Here is an 18,530-nt window from a genome sequence, read left to right as displayed (position 1 = left end):
TGACAGCATGAGCGCGGAACGCGAGCAGCGCGGAGACGGAGCAGTGGTGAGTACCCTCAACCCGGCCCAGCCGGAGGAGGCGGGCGCGACGATCCCGGAGCTGGTGATCATCTCCGGGATGTCGGGCGCCGGCCGCAGCACCGCAGCCAAATGCCTGGAGGACCTCGGCTGGTTCGTCGTCGACAACCTGCCGCCCGAGCTGATCCCCACGATGGTCGAGCTGGGGGCCCGCTCCCAGGGCAATGTGGCGCGGATCGCCGTCGTGGTCGACGTGCGCGGCCGCAACTTCTTCGACAATCTCAAGGGCGCCCTGGCCGATCTGGCGGCCTACCACGTCTCCCGGCGGGTCGTCTTCCTGGAGGCGTCGGACGAGGCCCTGGTGCGCCGCTTCGAGTCGGTGCGCCGCCCCCACCCGCTCCAGGGCGACGGGCGCATCGTGGACGGCATCGCGGCCGAGCGCGACCTGCTGCGCGAGCTGCGCGGCGACGCCGACCTGGTGATCGACACCTCGGGGCTGAACGTGCACGAGCTGCGCGCCAAGCTGGACGCGCGGTTCGCGGGCGAGGAGGAGCCCGAACTGCGTGCCACGGTCATGTCCTTCGGCTACAAGTACGGCCTGCCGGTGGACGCGGACCTGGTGGTCGACTGCCGCTTCCTGCCCAACCCGCACTGGGTCCCCGAGCTGCGCCCCTACACGGGCACCAGCGAGGAGGTCTCCAACTACGTGTTCAACCAGCCCGGTGCCAAGGAGTTCCTGGACCGCTACACCGAGTTGCTGCAGCTGATCGCGGCGGGCTACCGCAGGGAGGGCAAGCGGTACGTCACCGTGGCCGTCGGCTGCACCGGCGGCAAGCACCGCAGCGTCGCCATGTCCGAGAAGCTCGCCCGCAGACTCTCCGACGGGGGCGTGGAGACGGTGGTCGTCCACCGTGACATGGGGCGTGAGTGACGCCCATGGCCCGGAGGAGCCTGCGGCATCTGGTGGGGCGGCGTGCGACGCTGCGCGGTCTGAGCTCCCAGCAGCCCAAGGTGGTGGCGCTCGGCGGCGGCATGGGCCTGTCGGCCTCGCTGACGGCGCTGCGCCGGATCACCGGCGACCTCACGGCGGTGGTCACCGTCGCCGACGACGGCGGCTCCAGCGGGCGGCTCCGCGACGAGCTGGGGGTGCTGCCCCCCGGGGACCTGCGCAAGGCGCTCGCGGCGCTGTGCGGCGACGACGAGTGGGGCCGCACCTGGGCCCAGGTCGTCCAGCACCGCTTCGAGAGCCGCGGCGACCTGCATGAGCACGCGGTCGGCAATCTGCTGATCGTCGCGCTCTGGGAACAGCTCGGGGATCATGTCCAGGCGCTCGATCTGGTCGGCAAGCTGCTGGGGGCGCACGGCCGGGTGCTGCCGATGTCCGCCGTGCCGCTGGAGTTGCGCGCCAGCGTGCGCGGCCATGACCCCGCGCGCCCCGACGAGCTGTCGATCGTACGGGGCCAGGCCACCGTCGCGCTCACCCGCGGCGAGGTCCAGGAGGTGCACCTGGTCCCCAGCGACCCGCCGGCCGTGTCCGAGGCCGTCCGCGCGGTGCTGGACGCCGACTGGGTGGTGCTGGGGCCCGGCTCCTGGTTCTCGTCCGTCATCCCGCACCTGCTGGTGCCGGAGCTGCTGGAGGCGCTGACCGAGACGAAGGCCCGAAAGGTCCTCTCGCTCAACCTCGCTCCGCAGCCGGGGGAAACGGATGGTTTTTCCCCGCAGCGTCATTTGGAGGTTTTGGGGCGACACGCCCCTAAACTCACCTTCGACGTGGTGCTGGCCGACCAGGATGCCGTGCCCGACCAGGACTCCCTGAGCGAGGCCGCCGATCAGCTCGGCGGGAGGGTCGAGCTGGCGCCCGTAGCGGCAGCCGGGGGCGCCGCCCGGACGGAGTCCGGGGAGGGGACTCCCCGGCACGACCCGGAGCTGCTGGCCGCCGCGTACGACCGTATTTTTCGGATGCATGGAAGGATCGGCCCATGGCGATGACGCCTGCGGTGAAGGACGAGATCTCCCGGCTCCCCGTCACCCGGACCTGCTGCCGGAAGTCAGAGGTCTCGTCGATCCTGCGCTTCGCGGGTGGGCTGCACCTGGTGAGCGGGCGGATCGTGATCGAGGCGGAGCTGGACACCGGGATCGCCGCCCGGCGGCTGCGCAAGGACATCCTGGAGATCTTCGGGCACTCCTCGGACCTGGTGGTGATGGCCCCCAGCGGGCTCCGGCGCAACAGCCGCTACGTCGTCCGGGTGGTTGCCGGCGGTGACCAGCTGGCCCGGCAGACCGGGCTCGTCGACAGCCGGGGGCGCCCGATCAGAGGGCTGCCCCCGCAGGTGGTCTCGGGTGCCACCTGCGACGCGGAGGCCGCCTGGCGCGGCGCGTTCCTGGCGCACGGCTCGCTGACCGAGCCGGGGCGCAGCTCCTCGCTGGAGGTCACCTGCCCCGGCCCGGAGGCGGCGCTGGCCCTGGTCGGCGCGGCCCGCAGGCTGCAGATCGCCGCCAAGGCGCGCGAGGTGCGCGGGGTGGACCGGGTGGTCGTCCGGGACGGTGATGCGATCGGCGCGCTGTTGACGCGACTCGGTGCCCACGAGTCGGTACTGGCGTGGGAGGAGCGGCGGATGCGCCGCGAGGTGCGGGCCACGGCGAACCGGCTCGCCAACTTCGACGACGCCAACCTGCGCCGCTCGGCGCGCGCCGCGGTCGCCGCGGGCGCCCGGGTGCAGCGGGCGCTGGAGATCCTCGGCGAGGAGGTCCCCGAGCACCTGGCCGCCGCGGGGCGGCTGCGGATGGAGCACAAGCAGGCGTCGCTGGAGGAGCTGGGTGCCCTCGCCGACCCCCCGCTGACCAAGGACGCGGTGGCCGGGCGGATCCGGCGGCTGCTGGCCATGGCGGACAAGCGTGCGCAGGATCTCGGAATTCCGGGAACGGAAACGAATCTGACCGAGGAAATGGTCGGCTGATGAGCGGGGAAATGCTCGTCTGAGAAGCGTGGAAAAGCTCGCCCGACGAGCGGGAAAATGCTCGACTGAGCGGCGGGTTCACGCGGTTTCCGGTCCGTGCGGCCGATGTGAGTCCAGCCCTGCCGGAGAGGTAGGGTCGGAGTCGGTCGGGGACATCCCCAACAGCCCTCGCCGGTTTCCTGACCGGCGTACCTAGCGAGGAGATCGGTTCGTGACGATCCGCGTAGGCATCAACGGCTTCGGCCGTATCGGCCGTAACTACTTCCGCGCGCTGCTGAACCAGGGTGCGGACATCCAGATCGTCGGTGTCAACGACCTGACCGACAACGCCACCCTGGTGCATCTGCTCAAGTACGACACCGTTCTCGGCCGTCTGCCCTACGAGGTCAGCCACACCGAGGACACCATCACGGTCGGCGAGCAGACCTTCAGGACGATGGCGGAGAAGGACCCGGCCAACCTTCCGTGGGGCGAGCTGGGCGCCGACATCGTGATCGAGTCCACCGGTATCTTCACCAAGCGCGACGACGCCGCCAAGCACCTTTCCGCGGGTGCCAGGAAGGTCCTCATCTCGGCTCCGGCCAAGGAGGAGGACATCACCGTGGTGATGGGCGTCAACGAGGACAAGTACGACCCCGCCCGGCACGACGTGATCTCCAACGCCTCCTGCACCACCAACTGCGTGGCGCCGATGGCCAAGATCATGGACGAGAGCTTCGGCATCGAGCGCGGTCTGATGACCACGGTGCACGCCTACACCAACGACCAGCGCATCCTGGACTTCCCGCACAAGGACCTGCGCCGCGCGCGGGCCGCCGCGGAGAACATCATCCCGACCACCACCGGTGCCGCGAAGGCCACCGCGCTGGTCCTCCCGCACCTCAAGGGCCGGCTGGACGGCATCTCCATGCGGGTGCCGGTCCCCACCGGCTCGGTCATCGACCTGGTGCTCGACCTCAAGCGCGAGACCACCAAGGACGAGGTCAACGCCGCCTTCAAGAAGGCCGCCGACGGCCAGCTGCGGGGCATCGTCGACTACACCGAGGACCAGATCGTCTCCTCGGACATCGTCAACCAGCCGCCGTCCTGCACCTTCGACGCCTCGCTCACCATGGTCGACGGCAACCAGGCCAAGATCATCGGTTGGTACGACAACGAGTGGGGCTACTCCAACCGGCTGGTCGACCTCACCAGCTACGTCGGCTCCCAGCTCTGAACCCGGGCGGACCGAGGTGACGGACAGGGCTCGTGCACTGCGCACGAGCCCTGTCCCATGCCTCGTGCGCAGTGCACTCCCGGGGCCGGTGCCCCGGGCCCACGACAGGAGCCATCCATGAAGACGATCGACGAACTCGTCGGCGAGGGCGTGTCCGGCAAGCGGGTCTTCGTCCGCGCCGACCTCAACGTCCCGCTCGACGGCGACACCATCACCGACGACGGCCGGATCCGGGCCGCCGTCCCCACGATCCGGAAGCTCACCGAGAGCGGTGCGCGCGTGGTCGTGGCCTCCCACCTGGGACGCCCCAAGGGCGCCCCGGACCCGCAGTTCTCGCTGGCGCCGGTCGCCGCGCGGCTCGGTGAACTCCTCGACACCCGAGTCGCCTTCGCGGCCGACACGGTGGGGGACAGCGCGAAGGCCACCGTCGGCGGGACCGCCGACGGCGGGGTCACGCTGCTGGAGAACCTCCGCTTCAACCCCGGCGAGACGAGCAAGGACGACACCGAGCGGGGTGCCTTCGCCGACGAGCTGGCCGCGCTCGCGGACGCGTACGTGGGCGACGGCTTCGGCGCCGTGCACCGCAAGCACGCCTCCGTCTACGACCTGCCGGCCCGCCTCCCGCACGCCGCCGGGTATCTGATCGCCACCGAGGTGGGGGTGCTGCGGAAGCTCACCCAGGACGTCGAGCGGCCCTACGCCGTGGTCCTGGGCGGCGCCAAGGTCTCCGACAAGCTCGGTGTCATCGACCATCTGCTGGGCAAGGCCGACCGGCTGCTGATCGGCGGCGGAATGGCCTACACCTTCCTCAAGGCCCAGGGACACGAGGTCGGCAGGTCGCTGCTCCAGGAGGACCAGATCCCCGCGGTCAAGGGCTATCTGGAGCGCGCCGAGGAGCTGGGTGTGGAGTTCGTGCTGCCGGTGGACGTGCTGGCGGCCGCGGAGTTCCCCGACCTGAAGACCAAGGCGCCCGCCGATCCGGAGGTGGTGGCGGCGGACGCCATCCCGGCCGGGCTGGAGGGGCTGGACATCGGCCCGGAGAGCCGTAAGCTCTACGCCGCGAAGCTCGCCGACGCGGCCACCGTCTTCTGGAACGGTCCGATGGGTGTCTTCGAGCACCCGGACTTCGCGGAGGGCACCAGGGCCGTCGCGCAGGGTCTGCTCGACTCCCCGGCCTTCACCGTCGTCGGCGGCGGTGACAGTGCCGCCGCGGTGCGTCAGCTCGGCTTCGACGAGAATGCGTTCGGACACATCTCGACCGGCGGCGGCGCCAGCCTCGAGTACCTCGAGGGCAAGACGCTTCCCGGCCTGGCCGCACTGGAGGACTGACGCCGTGGGCGTCGCACGCGCGGCTGCCGGGCCGCGGGCAACTACGAGACTGGCACCGCGCCGCGCGAGCGGAGAAGCGAACATGGACATGGAAGGAAGGGCATGACGACACCGCCCACCCGCACCCCGCTGATGGCGGGCAACTGGAAGATGAACCTCAACCACCTCGAGGCCATCGCCCATGTGCAGAAGCTCGCCTTCGCGCTGACGGACAAGGACTACGAGGCCGTGGACGTCGCGGTCCTGCCGCCCTTCACCGACCTGCGGTCGGTGCAGACGCTGGTCGACGGCGACAAGCTGCGCATCCGGTACGGCGCGCAGGACCTGTCCGCGCACGACTCCGGGGCCTACACGGGTGAGATCTCCGGCCCGATGCTGGCGAAGCTGAACTGCACCTTCGTCACCATCGGCCACTCGGAGCGCCGCCAGTACCACGGTGAGGACGAGCCGCTGGTCAACGCCAAGGTGAAGGCCGCGCTCAAGCACGGGCTGACCCCGATCGTCTGCGTCGGCGAGGAGCTGGCCGTCCGCGAGGCGGGCGACCACGTCGCGCACACCCTCGGCCAGCTCGACGGCGCCCTCCAGGACGTCCCGGCCGAGGCCGCGGCCGGGCTGGTCATCGCCTACGAACCGGTCTGGGCCATCGGCACCGGCAAGGTCTGCGGCGAGGAGGACGCCCAGGAGGTCTGCGGCGCGATCCGCGGCCGGCTCGCGGAGCTGTACGACGACGACGGGGCGACGGCCCAGCGGGTGCGCATCCAGTACGGCGGCTCCGTCAAGGCCGGCAACGTCGCCAAGATCATGGCGCAGCCCGACATCGACGGTGCGCTGGTCGGCGGGGCCTCGCTGGACACGGACGAGTTCGTCAAGATCGTCCGCTTCCGCGACCAGTGATCCGTCCGCGGGCGACCCGCGGCGTGTGACGCCGGGCCGTCGCCCGTCGTAGTCTTGCGGGGACCGGACCTGCGCTCCGGTCCCCGCAAGCGTTCGTAACGTCAAGTGTCCAGCCACGATCCGAGAGAGTTGGTCCAGCCGTGGTCATGGGGTTCTCAATCGCCCTCATCGTCTTCAGCGCCGTGCTGTTGCTGCTGGTGCTGATGCACAAGGGCAAGGGAGGCGGCCTCTCCGACATGTTCGGTGGCGGTATGCAGTCCTCCGTCGGCGGCTCGTCGGTCGCCGAGCGCAACCTCGACCGGATCACGGTCGTCGTCGGCCTGGTGTGGTTCGCCCTCATCGTCGTACTCGGCCTGCTGATGAAGTTCAACAACTGAGCGGCCGCCCGCCGCGGCACCGTCCCGGCCCCCGGCCCGCGATTCCCAGATGCCGCCTGCACAACGGCTGACAGGGTGTCGTACCCCCTGCCTATCATGAGGGCCCGCGTCCGGTACCGACGCAGTAACTCCGGTCCCCGGGCGCGCGTTGGGCCCTACGTACACTAGGGCGCCCGCAGCGGAGCGCGCAGTGCCGACGCTCCGTGGCACCGTGAGGCAGGGAGTTACGACCGTGGCAAGTGGCAACGCGATCCGGGGCAGCCGGGTCGGAGCGGGCCCCATGGGAGAGGCCGAGCGAGGCGATTCCGCGCCCCGCCTCCGCATCCCCTTCTGGTGCTCCAACGGGCACGAGACCCAGCCGAGCTTCGCCAGCGACGCGCAGATCCCGGAGACCTGGGACTGCCCCCGCTGCGGCTTCCCCGCCGGGAAGGACCCGGACAACCCCCCGGACCCGCCGCGCACCGAGCCCTACAAGACCCACCTCGCCTACGTCCGGGAGCGGCGCAGCGACGCGGACGGCGAGGCCATCCTCGCCGAGGCGCTCGCCAAGCTCAGGGGTGAGGTCTGACGGACCCGCCCCGGTGACCCGGGGAGGAGCGCGGATCCCGTGACACCGCGGAGGCCGCCGCCGGCCGCGCGCCGGACGGCCGGGCCGACGCTGCCATGACACCGAACGATGGACGGCTCGGCAACGCACCGAGGGGCGGTGCGTTGCCGAGCCGTCCATCGTCTAGGTTGGGGGCGGCGGTGTTCGTGGCGAGAGGAGCGGAATGGGCCGGTTTCGCTCGGTCCCGGAGCGCGCCGCCGGCACGGCTCCCGGCCCCGGAGTGCGGCGGCCGCCCCTCCCGCCGGGTTCCGCGGGCAGCGCCCCGCTCGCGGGAGGCGAACCCGCCCCAGGCCCCGGACACTTCGGACACTTCGCGGCCGTACCCGCCCGCCGCCGGCCCCGGTGCGCCCGCTGCCGGGGCCCGCGCGCCGGCTGCGGCAGCCGCCGTCCGCACGCCGGCGCGGAGCGCGGGGCCGCCCGGCCCGGCGAGTCCTCCAGGCCGTGCCGCCGGCCGGAGCCCGGCGCGGGATGCCCGCGTCAGCCGGGCGACCGCCACCTCGGACAACCGAACATGCCGGCTCCCGGCCCACCGCGGGCTGCGACGCGTAACGGGTCACTTCGCCGGTGAACCGGTTCCCGCCGCGCCGCTCCGGCCGGAGCCCGATCCTTCCCCGCTCCCGACGGGCGGGACGACCCAGAGGAGATGCGATGAACGCTGAAGGCCGCACCCGACCCGATCAGCTGCCCGAGTGGCAGGAGCTGTCCCGGCACCGCGACGCGTTCCGGGGCACCCACCTGCGGCAGCTCTTCGAGGACGATCCGGAGCGTGCCGAGCGGTACTCCGTACGCGTCGGCGACCTGTCCATCGACTACTCCAAGCACCTGGTCACCGACGAGACGCTGCGGCTGCTGCGGCAGCTCGCCGAGGCAGCGGGCGTGACGCGGCTGCGGGACGCGATGTTCGACGGCGAGAAGATCAACGTCACCGAGGACCGCGCCGTGCTGCACACGGCGCTGCGCACCCCCGAATCGGCCACCGTCCGGGTGGACGGCGAGAACGTGATGGGCAAGGTGCACCAAGTCCTCATCAAGATGGGCACCTTCGCCAACAAGATCCGCGAGGGCCACTGGCACGGCCACACCGGCGAGCGGATCGAGAACGTCGTCAACATCGGCATCGGCGGCTCCGACCTCGGCCCCAAGATGGCCTACGAGGCGCTGCGCCCCTACACCCGCCGCGACATGACCTTCCGCTTCGTCTCCAATGTGGACGGCGCGGACCTGCACGAGGCCGTCCGGGACCTGGACCCGGCCCGGACGCTCTTCGTCGTCGCCTCCAAGACCTTCACCACCGTGGAGACCATCACCAACGCCGAAGCGGCCCGGGAGTGGCTGCTGGCCGGTCTCGGAGGCGACCGCTCCGCCGTGGCGCAGCACTTCGTGGCTGTCTCCACGAACGCCGAGAAGGTCGCCGAGTTCGGCATCAACACCGACAACATGTTCGAGTTCTGGGACTGGGTGGGCGGCCGCTACTCCTACGACTCGGCCATCGGGCTCTCCCTCATGGTGGCCATCGGGCCGGAGTGCTTCGGCGACATGCTGGCCGGCTTCCACCTCATGGACGAGCACTTCCGCTCGGCGCCCCTGGAGGCCAACGCGCCCGTGCTGCTCGGCCTGCTGGGCCTCTGGTACGGCAACTTCCACGACGCCCAGTCGCACGCCGTACTGCCCTACAGCCACTACCTCTCCCAGTTCACCGCCTACCTCCAGCAGTTGGACATGGAGTCCAACGGCAAGTCGACCACCCGCGGCGGCGAGCCCGTCGACTGGCAGACCGGACCCGTGGTGTGGGGCACGCCCGGCACCAACGGCCAGCACGCCTACTACCAGCTCCTGCACCAGGGCACCAAGATGATCCCCGCCGATCTGCTGGGCTTCGCCGAGCCGGTGGCCGAGCTCGGCGGCCTGCGCGGCCAGCACGACCTGCTGATGGCGAATCTCTTCGCGCAGGGCCAGGCGCTGGCCTTCGGCAGGACGGCGGAGGAGGTGCGCGCCGAAGGTGTGCCCGAGCACCAGGTCCCGCACCGCACGTTCCCCGGAAACCGGCCCACGACCACCATCCTGGCCACTGCGCTGACCCCGTCCGTGCTCGGCCAGCTGATCGCGCTCTACGAGCACAAGGTCTTCGTCCAGGGCGCGATCTGGGACATCGACTCCTTCGACCAGTGGGGTGTCGAACTCGGCAAGGCGCTCGCCAAGCGGCTCGAACCCGCCCTGACCGAAGGTGCGCAGGTGCCGGGACTGGACGCCTCCACCTCCGCGCTGGTCGCCCGCTACCGGTCGCTGCGGGGCCGAACCCCCTGATCCGCGCCCTCCCCGGCCGGCCGCCGGGGTGCAGCGCCCGGACACACCACAGGGGCCCGCCTCCCGGAGGCGGGCCCCTGCGGCGTCGGCGCGGTTACGCTCCCGTCGCCGGGAGGCCGGCGGCCGCCGCCTCGTCCAGCAGCCACAGCGTCCGCGAGCGCCCGTACGCCGCGGCGGCCGGCGCCTGGAGCGGTCCGGGTTCCGCGGCGAGCGCGAGGGCGACCGCGTCGGCCTTGTCGTCGCCGGCCGCGAGCAGCCACACCTCCTCCGCCGAGCGGATCGCGGGCAGCGTCAGCGACAACCGGGTGGGCGGCGGCTTGGGTGCCCCGTGCACGCCCACGACCGTGCGCTCGGTCTCCCGCAGCGCGGGGTGCTCCGGGAAGAGCGAGGCGACATGCGTGTCGGGCCCCACGCCGAGCAGCAGGACGTCGAACACCGGGACCCGCACGGTCGGGTCGGCGCCCGCCGCCGCCGCGAGTTCGGTCGCGTACGCCTCTGCCGCGGCTTCGGCGTCGCCCGCGTACCGGCCGTCGGAGGGCGGCATCACATGCACCCGCGCCGGGTCCAGCGGCACCGCGTCCAGCAGCGCCTCCCGGGCCTGGGTGTGGTTGCGGTCCGGATGCCCCTCGGGAAGGAAGCGCTCGTCGCCCCACCACACGTCCAGCCGGGACCAGTCCGGCCGGGCCCGGGGCCCGGCCGGGTCGGCGAGCGCGGCCAGCAGCGCGTTGCCGTTCCGGCCCCCGGTCAGCACCACCGATGCGGTCCCGTGCGCGGCCTGCGCGTCGGCCAGGCGGCCGGCCAGCCGCTCAGCCGTGGACCGGGCCAGTTCGTCCTTGCCGGCGTGCACGACCACTTCGCGGGCGCCCGTCATGACTCCGCCTTCCCCGCGGACCGGGACGGGGCCGACTGCGCCGCGGCGCTTCCGCGCTTGGCGGCGGCCGCCTTCCTGGTGCCCTTCCCCGCGGTGGCCGCGGAGCCCGCGGCGGCCGGTTTCGCCCGGGCCTCGGTCGGTGCCGGGGCCGGTGCCGAGGGGGTGGGATGCGCCGGGTCCGGGCCGGAGATCCGGTTGACGCCGAAGTGGATGGCTTCGGCGTATGCCTCGTCCGGGTCGAGCCGGCGCAGTTCCTCGGCGAGCAGCTCGGCCGTGCTGCGCCGCTGGAGGGCGACGTGCCGGTCGGGCTGGCCGGGGACGGCGAGCTCGGCGAGTACGCCGTTGGCGCGGTCGAGGCAGATCTGGCCCTCGCCCGTCTCCAACTGCACGCCCGTGATGCCGGGGCCCTCGGAGATCCGGCGCTCGACCGGGATCCGCAGCCGTTCGGCGAGCCAGAGGGCGAGCAGTTCGCTGGAGGGGTTGTACTCCTCGCCCTCGACGACGGCCGACTTGATGGTGAGCTGCTTCTGGTCCACCGAGGCGGCGAGCATGCTGCGCCAGGGCGTGATGCGGGTCCAGGACAGGTCGGTGTCGCCCGGCGCGTAGGTGCTGGCGCGCAGGCTGAGCGCGCCGACCGGGTCCTCGGTCGCGGCGGCGTCGGTGATGCGCCGCTGGGCCAGCTTGCCCAGCGGGTCCTCGGACGGGTTCTCGGGCGCGTCCTCGGGCCACCACACGACGACCGGGGCGTCCGGCAGCAGCAGCGGCAGTACCACGCTGTGGGCGTGCGCGGCCAGTTCGCCGTGCAGCCGCAGAATGATCGTTTCTCCGGAGCCCGCCTCGCGCGCGTCGCCGCCGACCCGGACCTCCGCGTCGAGCCGGTGCTGCGCCCGGTCGCGCGGGGAGCGGCCGGGACGGCGGACGACGACGAGGATCCGCGAGGGATGCTCCTTGGAGGCGCCGCTGGCGGCCTTGAGCGCGTCGTAGTGATTCCCCTCGTCGGTGACGATGACGAGGGTCAGCACCATGCCCATGGCGGGCGAGCCGAGGGAGCGGCGCGCCTTGACCAGTTCGGCGTTGATGCGGCTGGACGTGGTGTCCGTCAGATCGATGTTCATGGCCGCCGCCAAATCCGTCCGTCGCGTGCGAGCATCTCGTCGGCGGCCTGGGGTCCCCAGGTGCCGGCGGGATACTGCTCGGGCTTGCCGTGTTTGTCCCAGTACTCCTCGACGGGGTCGAGGATCTCCCAGGAGCGTTCGACCTCCTGGTGCCGGGGGAAGAGGTTCGCGTCGCCCAGCAGGACATCCAGGATGAGGCGTTCGTACGCCTCCGGGCTGGACTCGGTGAAGGATTCGCCGTAGGCGAAGTCCATGGTCACGTCCCGGATCTCCATCTGGGTGCCGGGCACCTTGGAGCCGAAGCGGATGGTCACGCCCTCGTCCGGCTGGACGCGGATGACCAGCGCGTTCTGGCCCAGTTCCTGGGTGTCGGTGGCGTCGAAGGGGGAGTGCGGGGCCCGCTGGAACATCACCGCGATCTCGGTGACCCGGCGGCCCAGGCGCTTGCCGGTGCGCAGATAGAACGGCACCCCGGCCCAGCGCCGGTTGTCGATCTCCAGCTTGATCGCCGCGTAGGTGTCGGTCTTCGAGCGCGGGTCGATCCCGTCCTCGTCGAGATAGCCGGGTACCTTCTCGCCGCCCTGCCAGCCCGCCGCGTACTGGCCGCGCACGGTGTGCTTGCCCAGGTCCTTCGGCAGCCGCACCGAGTTGAGCACCTTCAGCTTCTCGGTCAGCAGCGCCTTGGCGTCGAAGGAGGTGGGCTCCTCCATGGCGGTCAGGGCGAGCAGCTGCAGCAGGTGGTTCTGGATGACGTCCCGGGCCGAGCCGATGCCGTCGTAGTAGCCGGCCCGGCCCCCGATCCCGATGTCCTCGGCCATCGTGATCTGCACGTGGTCGACGTAGCTGCGGTTCCACAGCGGTTCGAACAGCGTGTTGGCGAAGCGCAGGGCCAGGATGTTCTGGACCGTCTCCTTGCCGAGATAGTGGTCGATCCGGAAGACCTCGCTGGCGCGGAAGACCTCGTGGATGACGGCGTTCAGCTCCTGCGCCGACTTCAGGTCGTGGCCGAAGGGCTTCTCGATGACGGCGCGCCGCCAGGAGTCGGGGCCGGCGTCGGAGAGTCCGTGCTTCTTGAGCTGGGAGACCACGGTGGGGAAGAACTTGGGCGGTACCGAGAGGTAGAAGGCGAAGTTGCCGCCGGTGCCCCGGGACTTGTCCAGTTCGTCGATCGTGGTCCGGAGGGTCTCGAACGCCTGGTCGTCGTGGAACTCGCCGGGGACGAACCGCATGCCCTGGGCCAGCTGCTGCCAGACCTCCTCCCGGAACGGGGTGCGGGAGTGCTCCTTGACCGCGTCGTGCACGACCTGCGCGAAGTCCTCGTCCTCCCAGTCGCGCCGGGCGAAACCGACGAGGGAGAAGCCCGGGGGGAGAAGTCCGCGGTTGGCGAGGTCGTACACCGCGGGCATCAGCTTTTTCCGTGACAAATCGCCCGTGACGCCGAAGATGACCAGGCCCGACGGCCCCGCGATGCGCGGGAGCCGTCGGTCCTGAGCGTCACGCAGCGGGTTGGCTGTGCCGCTCGCGCTGCTCAATTCGGTTACGCCTCCTTCGGGGCCAGGCGCTGCAGTTCGGCCTCGGTGGACTCCAGCAGGTCGTTCCAGGAGTCCGCGAACTTCTGGACGCCCTCGTCCTCCAGGACCGCCACGACGTCGTCGTAGGAGATGCCGAGCTTCGCGATGCCGTCGAGCACCGCCCGGGCCTCCTCGTAGGTGCCGCGGACCGCGTCGCCGCCGATCTCGCCGTGGTCGCCCACGGCCTGCAGGGTCGCCTCCGGCATGGTGTTGACGGTGTTCGGTGCGACCAGCTCGGTGACGTACAGCGTGTCCGGCAGCCCGGGGTCCTTCACGCCGGTCGACGCCCACAGCGGACGCTGCTGGTTGGCACCGGCCTTCTCCAGCGCCTGCCAGCGGTCGGAGGCGACGACCTCCTCGTACGCCTCGTAGGCCAGCCGCGCGTTGGCGATGGCCGCCTTGCTCTTCAGCGCCGCGGCCTCGTCCGTGCCCAGCGCCGCCAGCCGCTTGTCGACCTCGGTGTCCACGCGGGAGACGAAGAAGGAGGCCACGGAGTGGATCTGCGACAGGTCGATGCCCAGCGCCTTGGCCTTCTCCAGGCCCGCCATGTAGGCGTCCATGACCGCGCGGTAGCGCTCCAGCGAGAAGATCAGCGTGACGTTGACGCTGATGCCCTTGCCGATGGTCTCGGTGATGGCCGGGAGGCCGGCCTCGGTGGCCGGGATCTTGATGAACGTGTTCGGACGGTCCACCAGCCAGGCGAGCTGCCGGGCCTCGGCGATGGTGGCCTGCGTGTTGTGCGCCAGGCGCGGGTCGACCTCGATGGAGACCCGGCCGTCCTTGCCGCCGGTCGCCTCGTGGACCGGGCGGAGGATGTCGGCGGCGTCGCGGACGTCCGCGGTGGTGATCATCCGGACGGCCTCGTCGACCGAGACGCGGCGGGCGGCCAGGTCGGAGACCTGCTGCTGGTAGCCGTCGCCCGCCGAGATCGCCTTCTGGAAGATGGTCGGGTTGGTCGTCACACCGACCACGTGCTGCTCGTCCTTCAGCTCGCCGAGGTTGCCCGACGTGATGCGCTTGCGCGACAGGTCGTCCAGCCAGATCGCGACGCCTTCGTCGGAGAGGCGCTTCAGTGCGTCTGTCATGGGATTCGCATCTCCAGTGCTCGTTGGCTTCTTGTTGTGCCGGGTGCGCCGCGGGGACCGGCCGCCCGGCTGGGGCGGCCGGGCCGCCGGGGCACCTCCCGGGCCGGGGCCGGGGAGGTGCCCCGCACGGTCAGCGTGCGGCCGCCTGCAGCGACTCCTTCGCCGCCAGGTGCACGGCCTCGGCGGTGAGGCCGAACTCCCGGAAGAGGACCTTGCCGTCCGCCGAGGCACCGAAGTGCTCCAGCGACACGATCCGCCCGGCCTCGCCCACGTACCGGTGCCAGGTCAGACCCACGCCCGCCTCGACGGCGACCCGCGCCTTGATGTCCGGGGGCAGCACGCTGTCCCGGTAGGACTGCTCCTGCTCCTCGAACCATTCCAGGCACGGCATCGAGACCACCCTGGTGGGCACCCCCTGCTCCTGGAGCCGCTCGCGCGCCTCGACGGCGAGCTGCACCTCCGAGCCGGTGCCGATCAGGACCACCTGCGGGTGGCCGCCCTCGGCCTCGAAGAGCACGTACCCGCCCTTGGCCGCGGCCGGGTCGGCCTCGTAGGTCGGTACGCCCTGCCGGGTGAGGGCCAGACCGTGCGGCGCCGGCTTGCTGGTGTGGCGGCGCATGATCTCCGCCCACACCGCGGAGGTCTCGTTGGCGTCCGCCGGACGGACGACGTTGAGACCGGGGATGGCGCGCAGCGCGGCCAGATGCTCGACCGGCTGGTGCGTCGGACCGTCCTCGCCCAGACCGATGGAGTCGTGCGTCCACACGTAGGTGACCGGCGCCTTGAGCAGCGCGGCCAGCCGGACGGCGGGACGCATGTAGTCGGAGAAGACCAGGAACGTACCGCCGTAGATCCGGGTGTTCCCGTGCAGCGCGATGCCGTTCATCGTCGAACCCATCGCGTGCTCGCGGATGCCCCAGTGCACCGTACGCCCGTACGGGTCGGCGCCCGGCAGCGGGCCGCCCTCCGGCAGGAAGGAGGTGTCGGCGAACGTGGTGTTGTTCGACCCCGCCAGGTCGGCTGAGCCGCCCCACAGCTCGGGGACGACCGGGCCCAGCGCCTTGAGCACGCTGCCGGACGCCTTGCGGGTGGCCACCGACTCACCGGCGGGGAAGACGGGCAGCGCCTTCTCCCAGCCCTCCGGCAGCCGGCCCGCGCGGATCCGGTCGAACTCGGCGGCCCGCTGCGGGTTGGCGGCGCGCCAGGTGGCCATCCGCTTGTCCCACTCGGCCTGCATCGCGCGCCCGCGGTCGCTGGCCTCGCGGACGTGCGCGAGGACCTCGTCGGAGACGGCGAAGTGCTGGTCCGGGTCGAAGCCCAGGACCCGCTTGGTGGCCGCGACCTCCTCCTCGCCGAGCGCGGAGCCGTGCGCCGCCGCGGTGTTCTGCGCGTCGGGGGCCGGCCAGGCGATGATGGAGCGCATCGCGATGAAGGAAGGGCGCCCGGTCTCGGCCCGCGCCGCCTCCAGCGCCGCGTGCAGGGCCTCGGGATCCAGGTCCCCGTTCTCCTGCTGGTCCACCCGCTGCACGTGCCAGCCGTAGGCCTCGTACCGCTGCAGGGTGTCCTCGGAGAAGGCGGTCGCCGTGTCGCCCTCGATGGAGATGTGGTTGTCGTCCCACATGACGATCAGATTGCCGAGCCGCTGGTGGCCGGCGAGCGAGGACGCCTCGGCCGACACGCCCTCCTCCAGGTCGCCGTCGCTGGCGATGACCCAGACCGTGTGGTCGAAGGGGGAGTCGCCCTCGGCCGCCTCCGGGTCGAAGAGCCCCCGCTCGTAGCGGGCCGCCATCGCCATGCCGACCGCGTTGGCGACGCCCTGGCCCAGCGGGCCGGTCGTCGTCTCGACGCCCGCCGTGTGCCCGTGCTCGGGGTGCCCGGGGGTGCGGCTGCCCCAGGTGCGGAACGCCTTGAGGTCGTCCAGCTCCAGGCCGTATCCGGCCAGGAAGAGCTGGATGTACTGGGTCAGGCTGGAGTGGCCCGCGGAGAGGACGAAGCGGTCCCGGCCCGTCCAGTCCGGATCGGTCGGGTCGTGGCGCATCAGCTTCTGGTAGAGCAGGTACGCGACGGGCGCCAGGCTCATGGCCGTACCGGGATGGCCGTTACCGACCTTCTGCACGGCATCCATGGCCAGGACTCGAACCGTGTCCACGGCCTGCTGGTCCAGGTCGGTCCACTCAAAATCTGTGGTGGTCGGCTTGGTGCTCACCCTGCGTCAGGGCTCCTCTCCACATGTTCGATGGCCGGTGTCTGTGCGCTCACCGGGCGGTGTCGAGCGTACCTCTGCCGGGACGTGCGACTTTTCGACAGTTCACTCTGTGGTCGTCACGGGTGGTCACCCTTCGCGCCGCGGCCGACGGCCGGGAGCCGGCCCCGGACAGCCGGCCGTCCTCCCGGTCCGCGGCGAGCGACGCCGGAGCACCACTCCCAGGCTGACGTCTGTTCCCCCGATCCGCCCGTCGGACACGACCCGGTTGCCGCGGAAGCCGGGTCCGGCGGGAGGCGGGCCCCTCCTGAGCCGCCCGGAGGGGTGCGGCCCGGCCGGAGCCGCCGGCGCCGCGGCGCCCGCCCGCCGCCGGGCCCGCCCGGACGCCCGGGCCCGGGCTCCTCAGCGGTGCCCGGGCCCCGGGGCCAACACGGTGACCCCCCATGACCGGCGAGGTATCGCCAACGTCTAAAGTGGCGTGGTACGCGCGAGCTTGACCCGGGCCTGCACCTTTCCTTCTGTGCGCCGGTGCGGGCTCGCTGATTCCTTATGACGCGATCAGGGGTGTCCGTGACGGCCGTCGAATCCCGTCCTGCGGGGGCGCTGGAGCCCAGCGGTCACCGGCCGACCGGTGCCCGCGTCAAGGCGTTCATCGAGCTGACCAAGCCGCGGATCATCGAGCTGCTCCTCATGACCACCATCCCGGTCATGTTCCTGGCGGCCCAGGGTGTCCCCGACCTCTGGCTGGTGGTGATCACCTGCCTGGGCGGCTATCTGTCGGCCGGCGGTGCCAACGCGCTCAACATGTACATCGACCGGGACATCGACGCGCTGATGCACCGCACCGAGCGGCGCCCCCTCGTCACCGGCATGGTCAGCCCGCGCGAGTGCCTGGCGTTCGGCATCAGCCTGGCGGTGGTCTCCACCCTGATGTTCGGGCTGCTGGTCAACTGGCTCTCCGCCGCGCTGTCGTTGGGTGCGCTGCTCTTCTACGTCGTCGTCTACACGATGCTCCTCAAGCGGCGCACCTCGCAGAACATCGTGTGGGGCGGTATCGCGGGCTGTCTGCCGGTCTTCATCGGCTGGTCGGCGGTGACCAACGAGCTGAGCTGGGCCGCCGTCATCCTCTTCCTGGTGATGTTCTTCTGGACCCCGCCGCACTACTGGCCGCTGTCGATGAAGGTCACCGAGGACTACAAGCGGGTCGGCGTGCCGATGCTCCCGGCCGTGGCGGGCAATGTCGTGGTGGCCAACCAGATCGTGGTCTACAGCTGGGTGATGGTCGTCGTCTCCCTGCTGCTGTGGCCCCTCGGCTACGTCGGCTGGTTCTACCCGCTCGTCGCGGTGCTGGCGGGCGGACTGTGGCTCTGGGAAGCCCACGCGCTGCGGGCCCGCGCCCGGGCCGGGCTGACCGGCGCCAAGCTCAAGGAGATGCGGCTCTTCCACTGGTCGATCACCTACGTCTCGCTGGTCTTCGCAGCGGTCGCCATCGACCCCTTCCTGCGCTGAGCGCCGCGTCTCCTCCCGCACCGCGCGCACCCCGCCCACCACGAACGAGCCGCCCCGGCCGCGCACCACGACGCACGGAGGGCCGGTCCCTCCCGGCGACGGGAGGGACCGGCCCTCGGCGGTGTCGGCGCCGGCCGGGGTACGCCGCTGCTAGCGGCCGCCGGGTGCGCCCAGTTGGACACCGGCCATGCGCTCCCACTCATAGGGTCCGGTGCGCATGTGCTCGGCCATCTCCCCGTCGAAGCTCTCCCGCAGGGTGACGCCCTCGGCCCGCACGGCCTCCTCGGCGGCCTCCTTGGAGGGGGCCATCAGGTCGCCCCAGGTGCCGTCCGCACCGACCAGGGAGATCCGGAAGCCGACCTGTCCCACGTAGGCGATCTGTGCCTCGGCGCTCCCGCCGTGCCGCTGCGCGAACGCGCCGGTCTGCTTGACGAGGCGGGCCGTCCGCTTGCTGCTGTCTGCTGCCATGCCCCG

Annotated in this window: 16 protein-coding genes; 10 read left to right on the top strand and 6 right to left on the bottom strand. The window is 71.6% G+C overall.

The window, feature by feature from the left end; translation table 11 throughout:
* Positions 1-7: 7 nt before the first annotated feature.
* The 9 genes from rapZ to pgi all read left to right on the top strand — a co-directional run bounded on the left by rapZ (position 8) and on the right by pgi (position 9,702).
* Positions 8-949 carry an RNase adapter RapZ gene (rapZ, locus tag A949_RS0122850; RefSeq protein ID WP_019358361.1) on the top strand — a complete coding sequence of 314 codons (942 nt, stop codon included), beginning with the start codon at positions 8-10 and terminating at the stop codon, positions 947-949.
* A gap of 5 nt (positions 950-954) precedes the next feature.
* Entirely contained in the window at positions 955-2,007 is a 1,053-nt protein-coding gene (locus A949_RS0122845; RefSeq protein ID WP_026004935.1) for a gluconeogenesis factor YvcK family protein, read from the top strand.
* Positions 1,998-2,975 carry a DNA-binding protein WhiA gene (gene whiA, locus A949_RS0122840; RefSeq protein ID WP_019358359.1) on the top strand — a complete coding sequence of 326 codons (978 nt, stop codon included), beginning with the start codon at positions 1,998-2,000 and terminating at the stop codon, positions 2,973-2,975. The genes A949_RS0122845 and whiA overlap by 10 nt, the downstream gene beginning before the upstream one ends.
* 211 nt (positions 2,976-3,186) lie before the next feature.
* Complete coding sequence (gene gap, locus A949_RS0122835) at positions 3,187-4,191, top strand: type I glyceraldehyde-3-phosphate dehydrogenase (protein ID WP_019358358.1); 1,005 nt, start codon at positions 3,187-3,189, stop codon at positions 4,189-4,191.
* Positions 4,192-4,308: 117 nt separating this feature from the next.
* On the top strand, positions 4,309-5,520 hold the full coding sequence (locus A949_RS0122830) for a phosphoglycerate kinase (protein WP_019358357.1): 1,212 nt from the start codon (positions 4,309-4,311) through the stop codon (positions 5,518-5,520).
* A 102-nt stretch (positions 5,521-5,622) separates the two neighbouring features.
* On the top strand, positions 5,623-6,414 hold the full coding sequence (gene tpiA / locus A949_RS0122825; RefSeq protein WP_019358356.1) for a triose-phosphate isomerase: 792 nt from the start codon (positions 5,623-5,625) through the stop codon (positions 6,412-6,414).
* A gap of 146 nt (positions 6,415-6,560) precedes the next feature.
* Positions 6,561-6,791 (top strand): preprotein translocase subunit SecG, encoded by a 231-nt coding sequence (secG, locus tag A949_RS0122820; RefSeq protein WP_026004934.1) that lies wholly within the window; start codon positions 6,561-6,563, stop codon positions 6,789-6,791.
* Between the two features lie 232 nt (positions 6,792-7,023).
* Complete coding sequence (locus A949_RS0122815) at positions 7,024-7,359, top strand: RNA polymerase-binding protein RbpA (protein WP_078565500.1); 336 nt, start codon at positions 7,024-7,026, stop codon at positions 7,357-7,359.
* Positions 7,360-8,046: 687 nt separating this feature from the next.
* On the top strand, positions 8,047-9,702 hold the full coding sequence (gene pgi / locus A949_RS0122810; RefSeq protein WP_019358353.1) for a glucose-6-phosphate isomerase: 1,656 nt from the start codon (positions 8,047-8,049) through the stop codon (positions 9,700-9,702).
* Positions 9,703-9,796: 94 nt separating this feature from the next.
* Here the strand turns inward: pgi and pgl are convergent, their stop codons facing one another.
* The 5 genes from pgl to tkt form a co-directional block, all read right to left on the bottom strand.
* Positions 9,797-10,573 (bottom strand): 6-phosphogluconolactonase, encoded by a 777-nt coding sequence (gene pgl, locus A949_RS0122805; RefSeq protein WP_019358352.1) that lies wholly within the window; start codon positions 10,571-10,573, stop codon positions 9,797-9,799.
* Positions 10,570-11,688, bottom strand: a complete 1,119-nt coding sequence (gene opcA, locus A949_RS0122800) for a glucose-6-phosphate dehydrogenase assembly protein OpcA (protein WP_019358351.1) — start codon at positions 11,686-11,688, stop codon at positions 10,570-10,572. Before opcA ends, pgl begins: the two co-directional genes overlap by 4 nt.
* Positions 11,685-13,220, bottom strand: a complete 1,536-nt coding sequence (gene zwf / locus A949_RS0122795) for a glucose-6-phosphate dehydrogenase (protein ID WP_019358350.1) — start codon at positions 13,218-13,220, stop codon at positions 11,685-11,687. The genes opcA and zwf overlap by 4 nt, the downstream gene beginning before the upstream one ends.
* A gap of 5 nt (positions 13,221-13,225) precedes the next feature.
* Entirely contained in the window at positions 13,226-14,344 is a 1,119-nt protein-coding gene (gene tal / locus A949_RS0122790) for a transaldolase (RefSeq protein WP_019358349.1), read from the bottom strand.
* Positions 14,345-14,474: 130 nt separating this feature from the next.
* Positions 14,475-16,550: a transketolase gene (tkt, locus tag A949_RS0122785; RefSeq protein WP_019358348.1), complete on the bottom strand. Its 2,076-nt coding sequence runs from the start codon at positions 16,548-16,550 to the stop codon at positions 14,475-14,477.
* A gap of 561 nt (positions 16,551-17,111) precedes the next feature.
* Between tkt and A949_RS0122780 the strand changes: the two genes are divergently transcribed.
* Positions 17,112-18,056 carry a heme o synthase gene (locus A949_RS0122780; RefSeq protein WP_019358347.1) on the top strand — a complete coding sequence of 315 codons (945 nt, stop codon included), beginning with the start codon at positions 17,112-17,114 and terminating at the stop codon, positions 18,054-18,056.
* Between the two features lie 150 nt (positions 18,057-18,206).
* On the opposite strand, the gene A949_RS0122775 is transcribed toward A949_RS0122780, so the two are convergent.
* Complete coding sequence (locus tag A949_RS0122775) at positions 18,207-18,524, bottom strand: hypothetical protein (protein WP_019358346.1); 318 nt, start codon at positions 18,522-18,524, stop codon at positions 18,207-18,209.
* Positions 18,525-18,530 lie beyond the last annotated feature (6 nt).

This window comes from Streptomyces sp. AA1529 (genome assembly GCF_000280905.1).
GTDB lineage: Bacteria > Actinomycetota > Actinomycetes > Streptomycetales > Streptomycetaceae > Streptomyces.
This window is presented reverse-complemented; position numbering and strand designations above follow the sequence as displayed.

Bases quoted from the DNA above. Each gene is read 5' to 3' on its own strand.
- rapZ (WP_019358361.1), top strand. From the start codon at position 8: ATGAGCGCGGAACGCGAGCAGCGCGGAGACGGAGCAGTGGTGAGTACC.
- whiA (WP_019358359.1), top strand. From the start codon at position 1,998: ATGGCGATGACGCCTGCGGTGAAGGACGAGATCTCCCGGCTCCCCGTC.
- secG (WP_026004934.1), top strand. From the start codon at position 6,561: ATGGGGTTCTCAATCGCCCTCATCGTCTTCAGCGCCGTGCTGTTGCTG.
- pgi (WP_019358353.1), top strand. From the start codon at position 8,047: ATGAACGCTGAAGGCCGCACCCGACCCGATCAGCTGCCCGAGTGGCAG.
- A949_RS0122830 (WP_019358357.1), top strand. From the start codon at position 4,309: ATGAAGACGATCGACGAACTCGTCGGCGAGGGCGTGTCCGGCAAGCGG.
- A949_RS0122775 (WP_019358346.1), bottom strand. From the start codon at position 18,524: ATGGCAGCAGACAGCAGCAAGCGGACGGCCCGCCTCGTCAAGCAGACC.
- A949_RS0122845 (WP_026004935.1), top strand. From the start codon at position 955: ATGGCCCGGAGGAGCCTGCGGCATCTGGTGGGGCGGCGTGCGACGCTG.
- tpiA (WP_019358356.1), top strand. From the start codon at position 5,623: ATGACGACACCGCCCACCCGCACCCCGCTGATGGCGGGCAACTGGAAG.
- opcA (WP_019358351.1), bottom strand. From the start codon at position 11,688: ATGAACATCGATCTGACGGACACCACGTCCAGCCGCATCAACGCCGAA.
- pgl (WP_019358352.1), bottom strand. From the start codon at position 10,573: ATGACGGGCGCCCGCGAAGTGGTCGTGCACGCCGGCAAGGACGAACTG.
- tal (WP_019358349.1), bottom strand. From the start codon at position 14,344: ATGACAGACGCACTGAAGCGCCTCTCCGACGAAGGCGTCGCGATCTGG.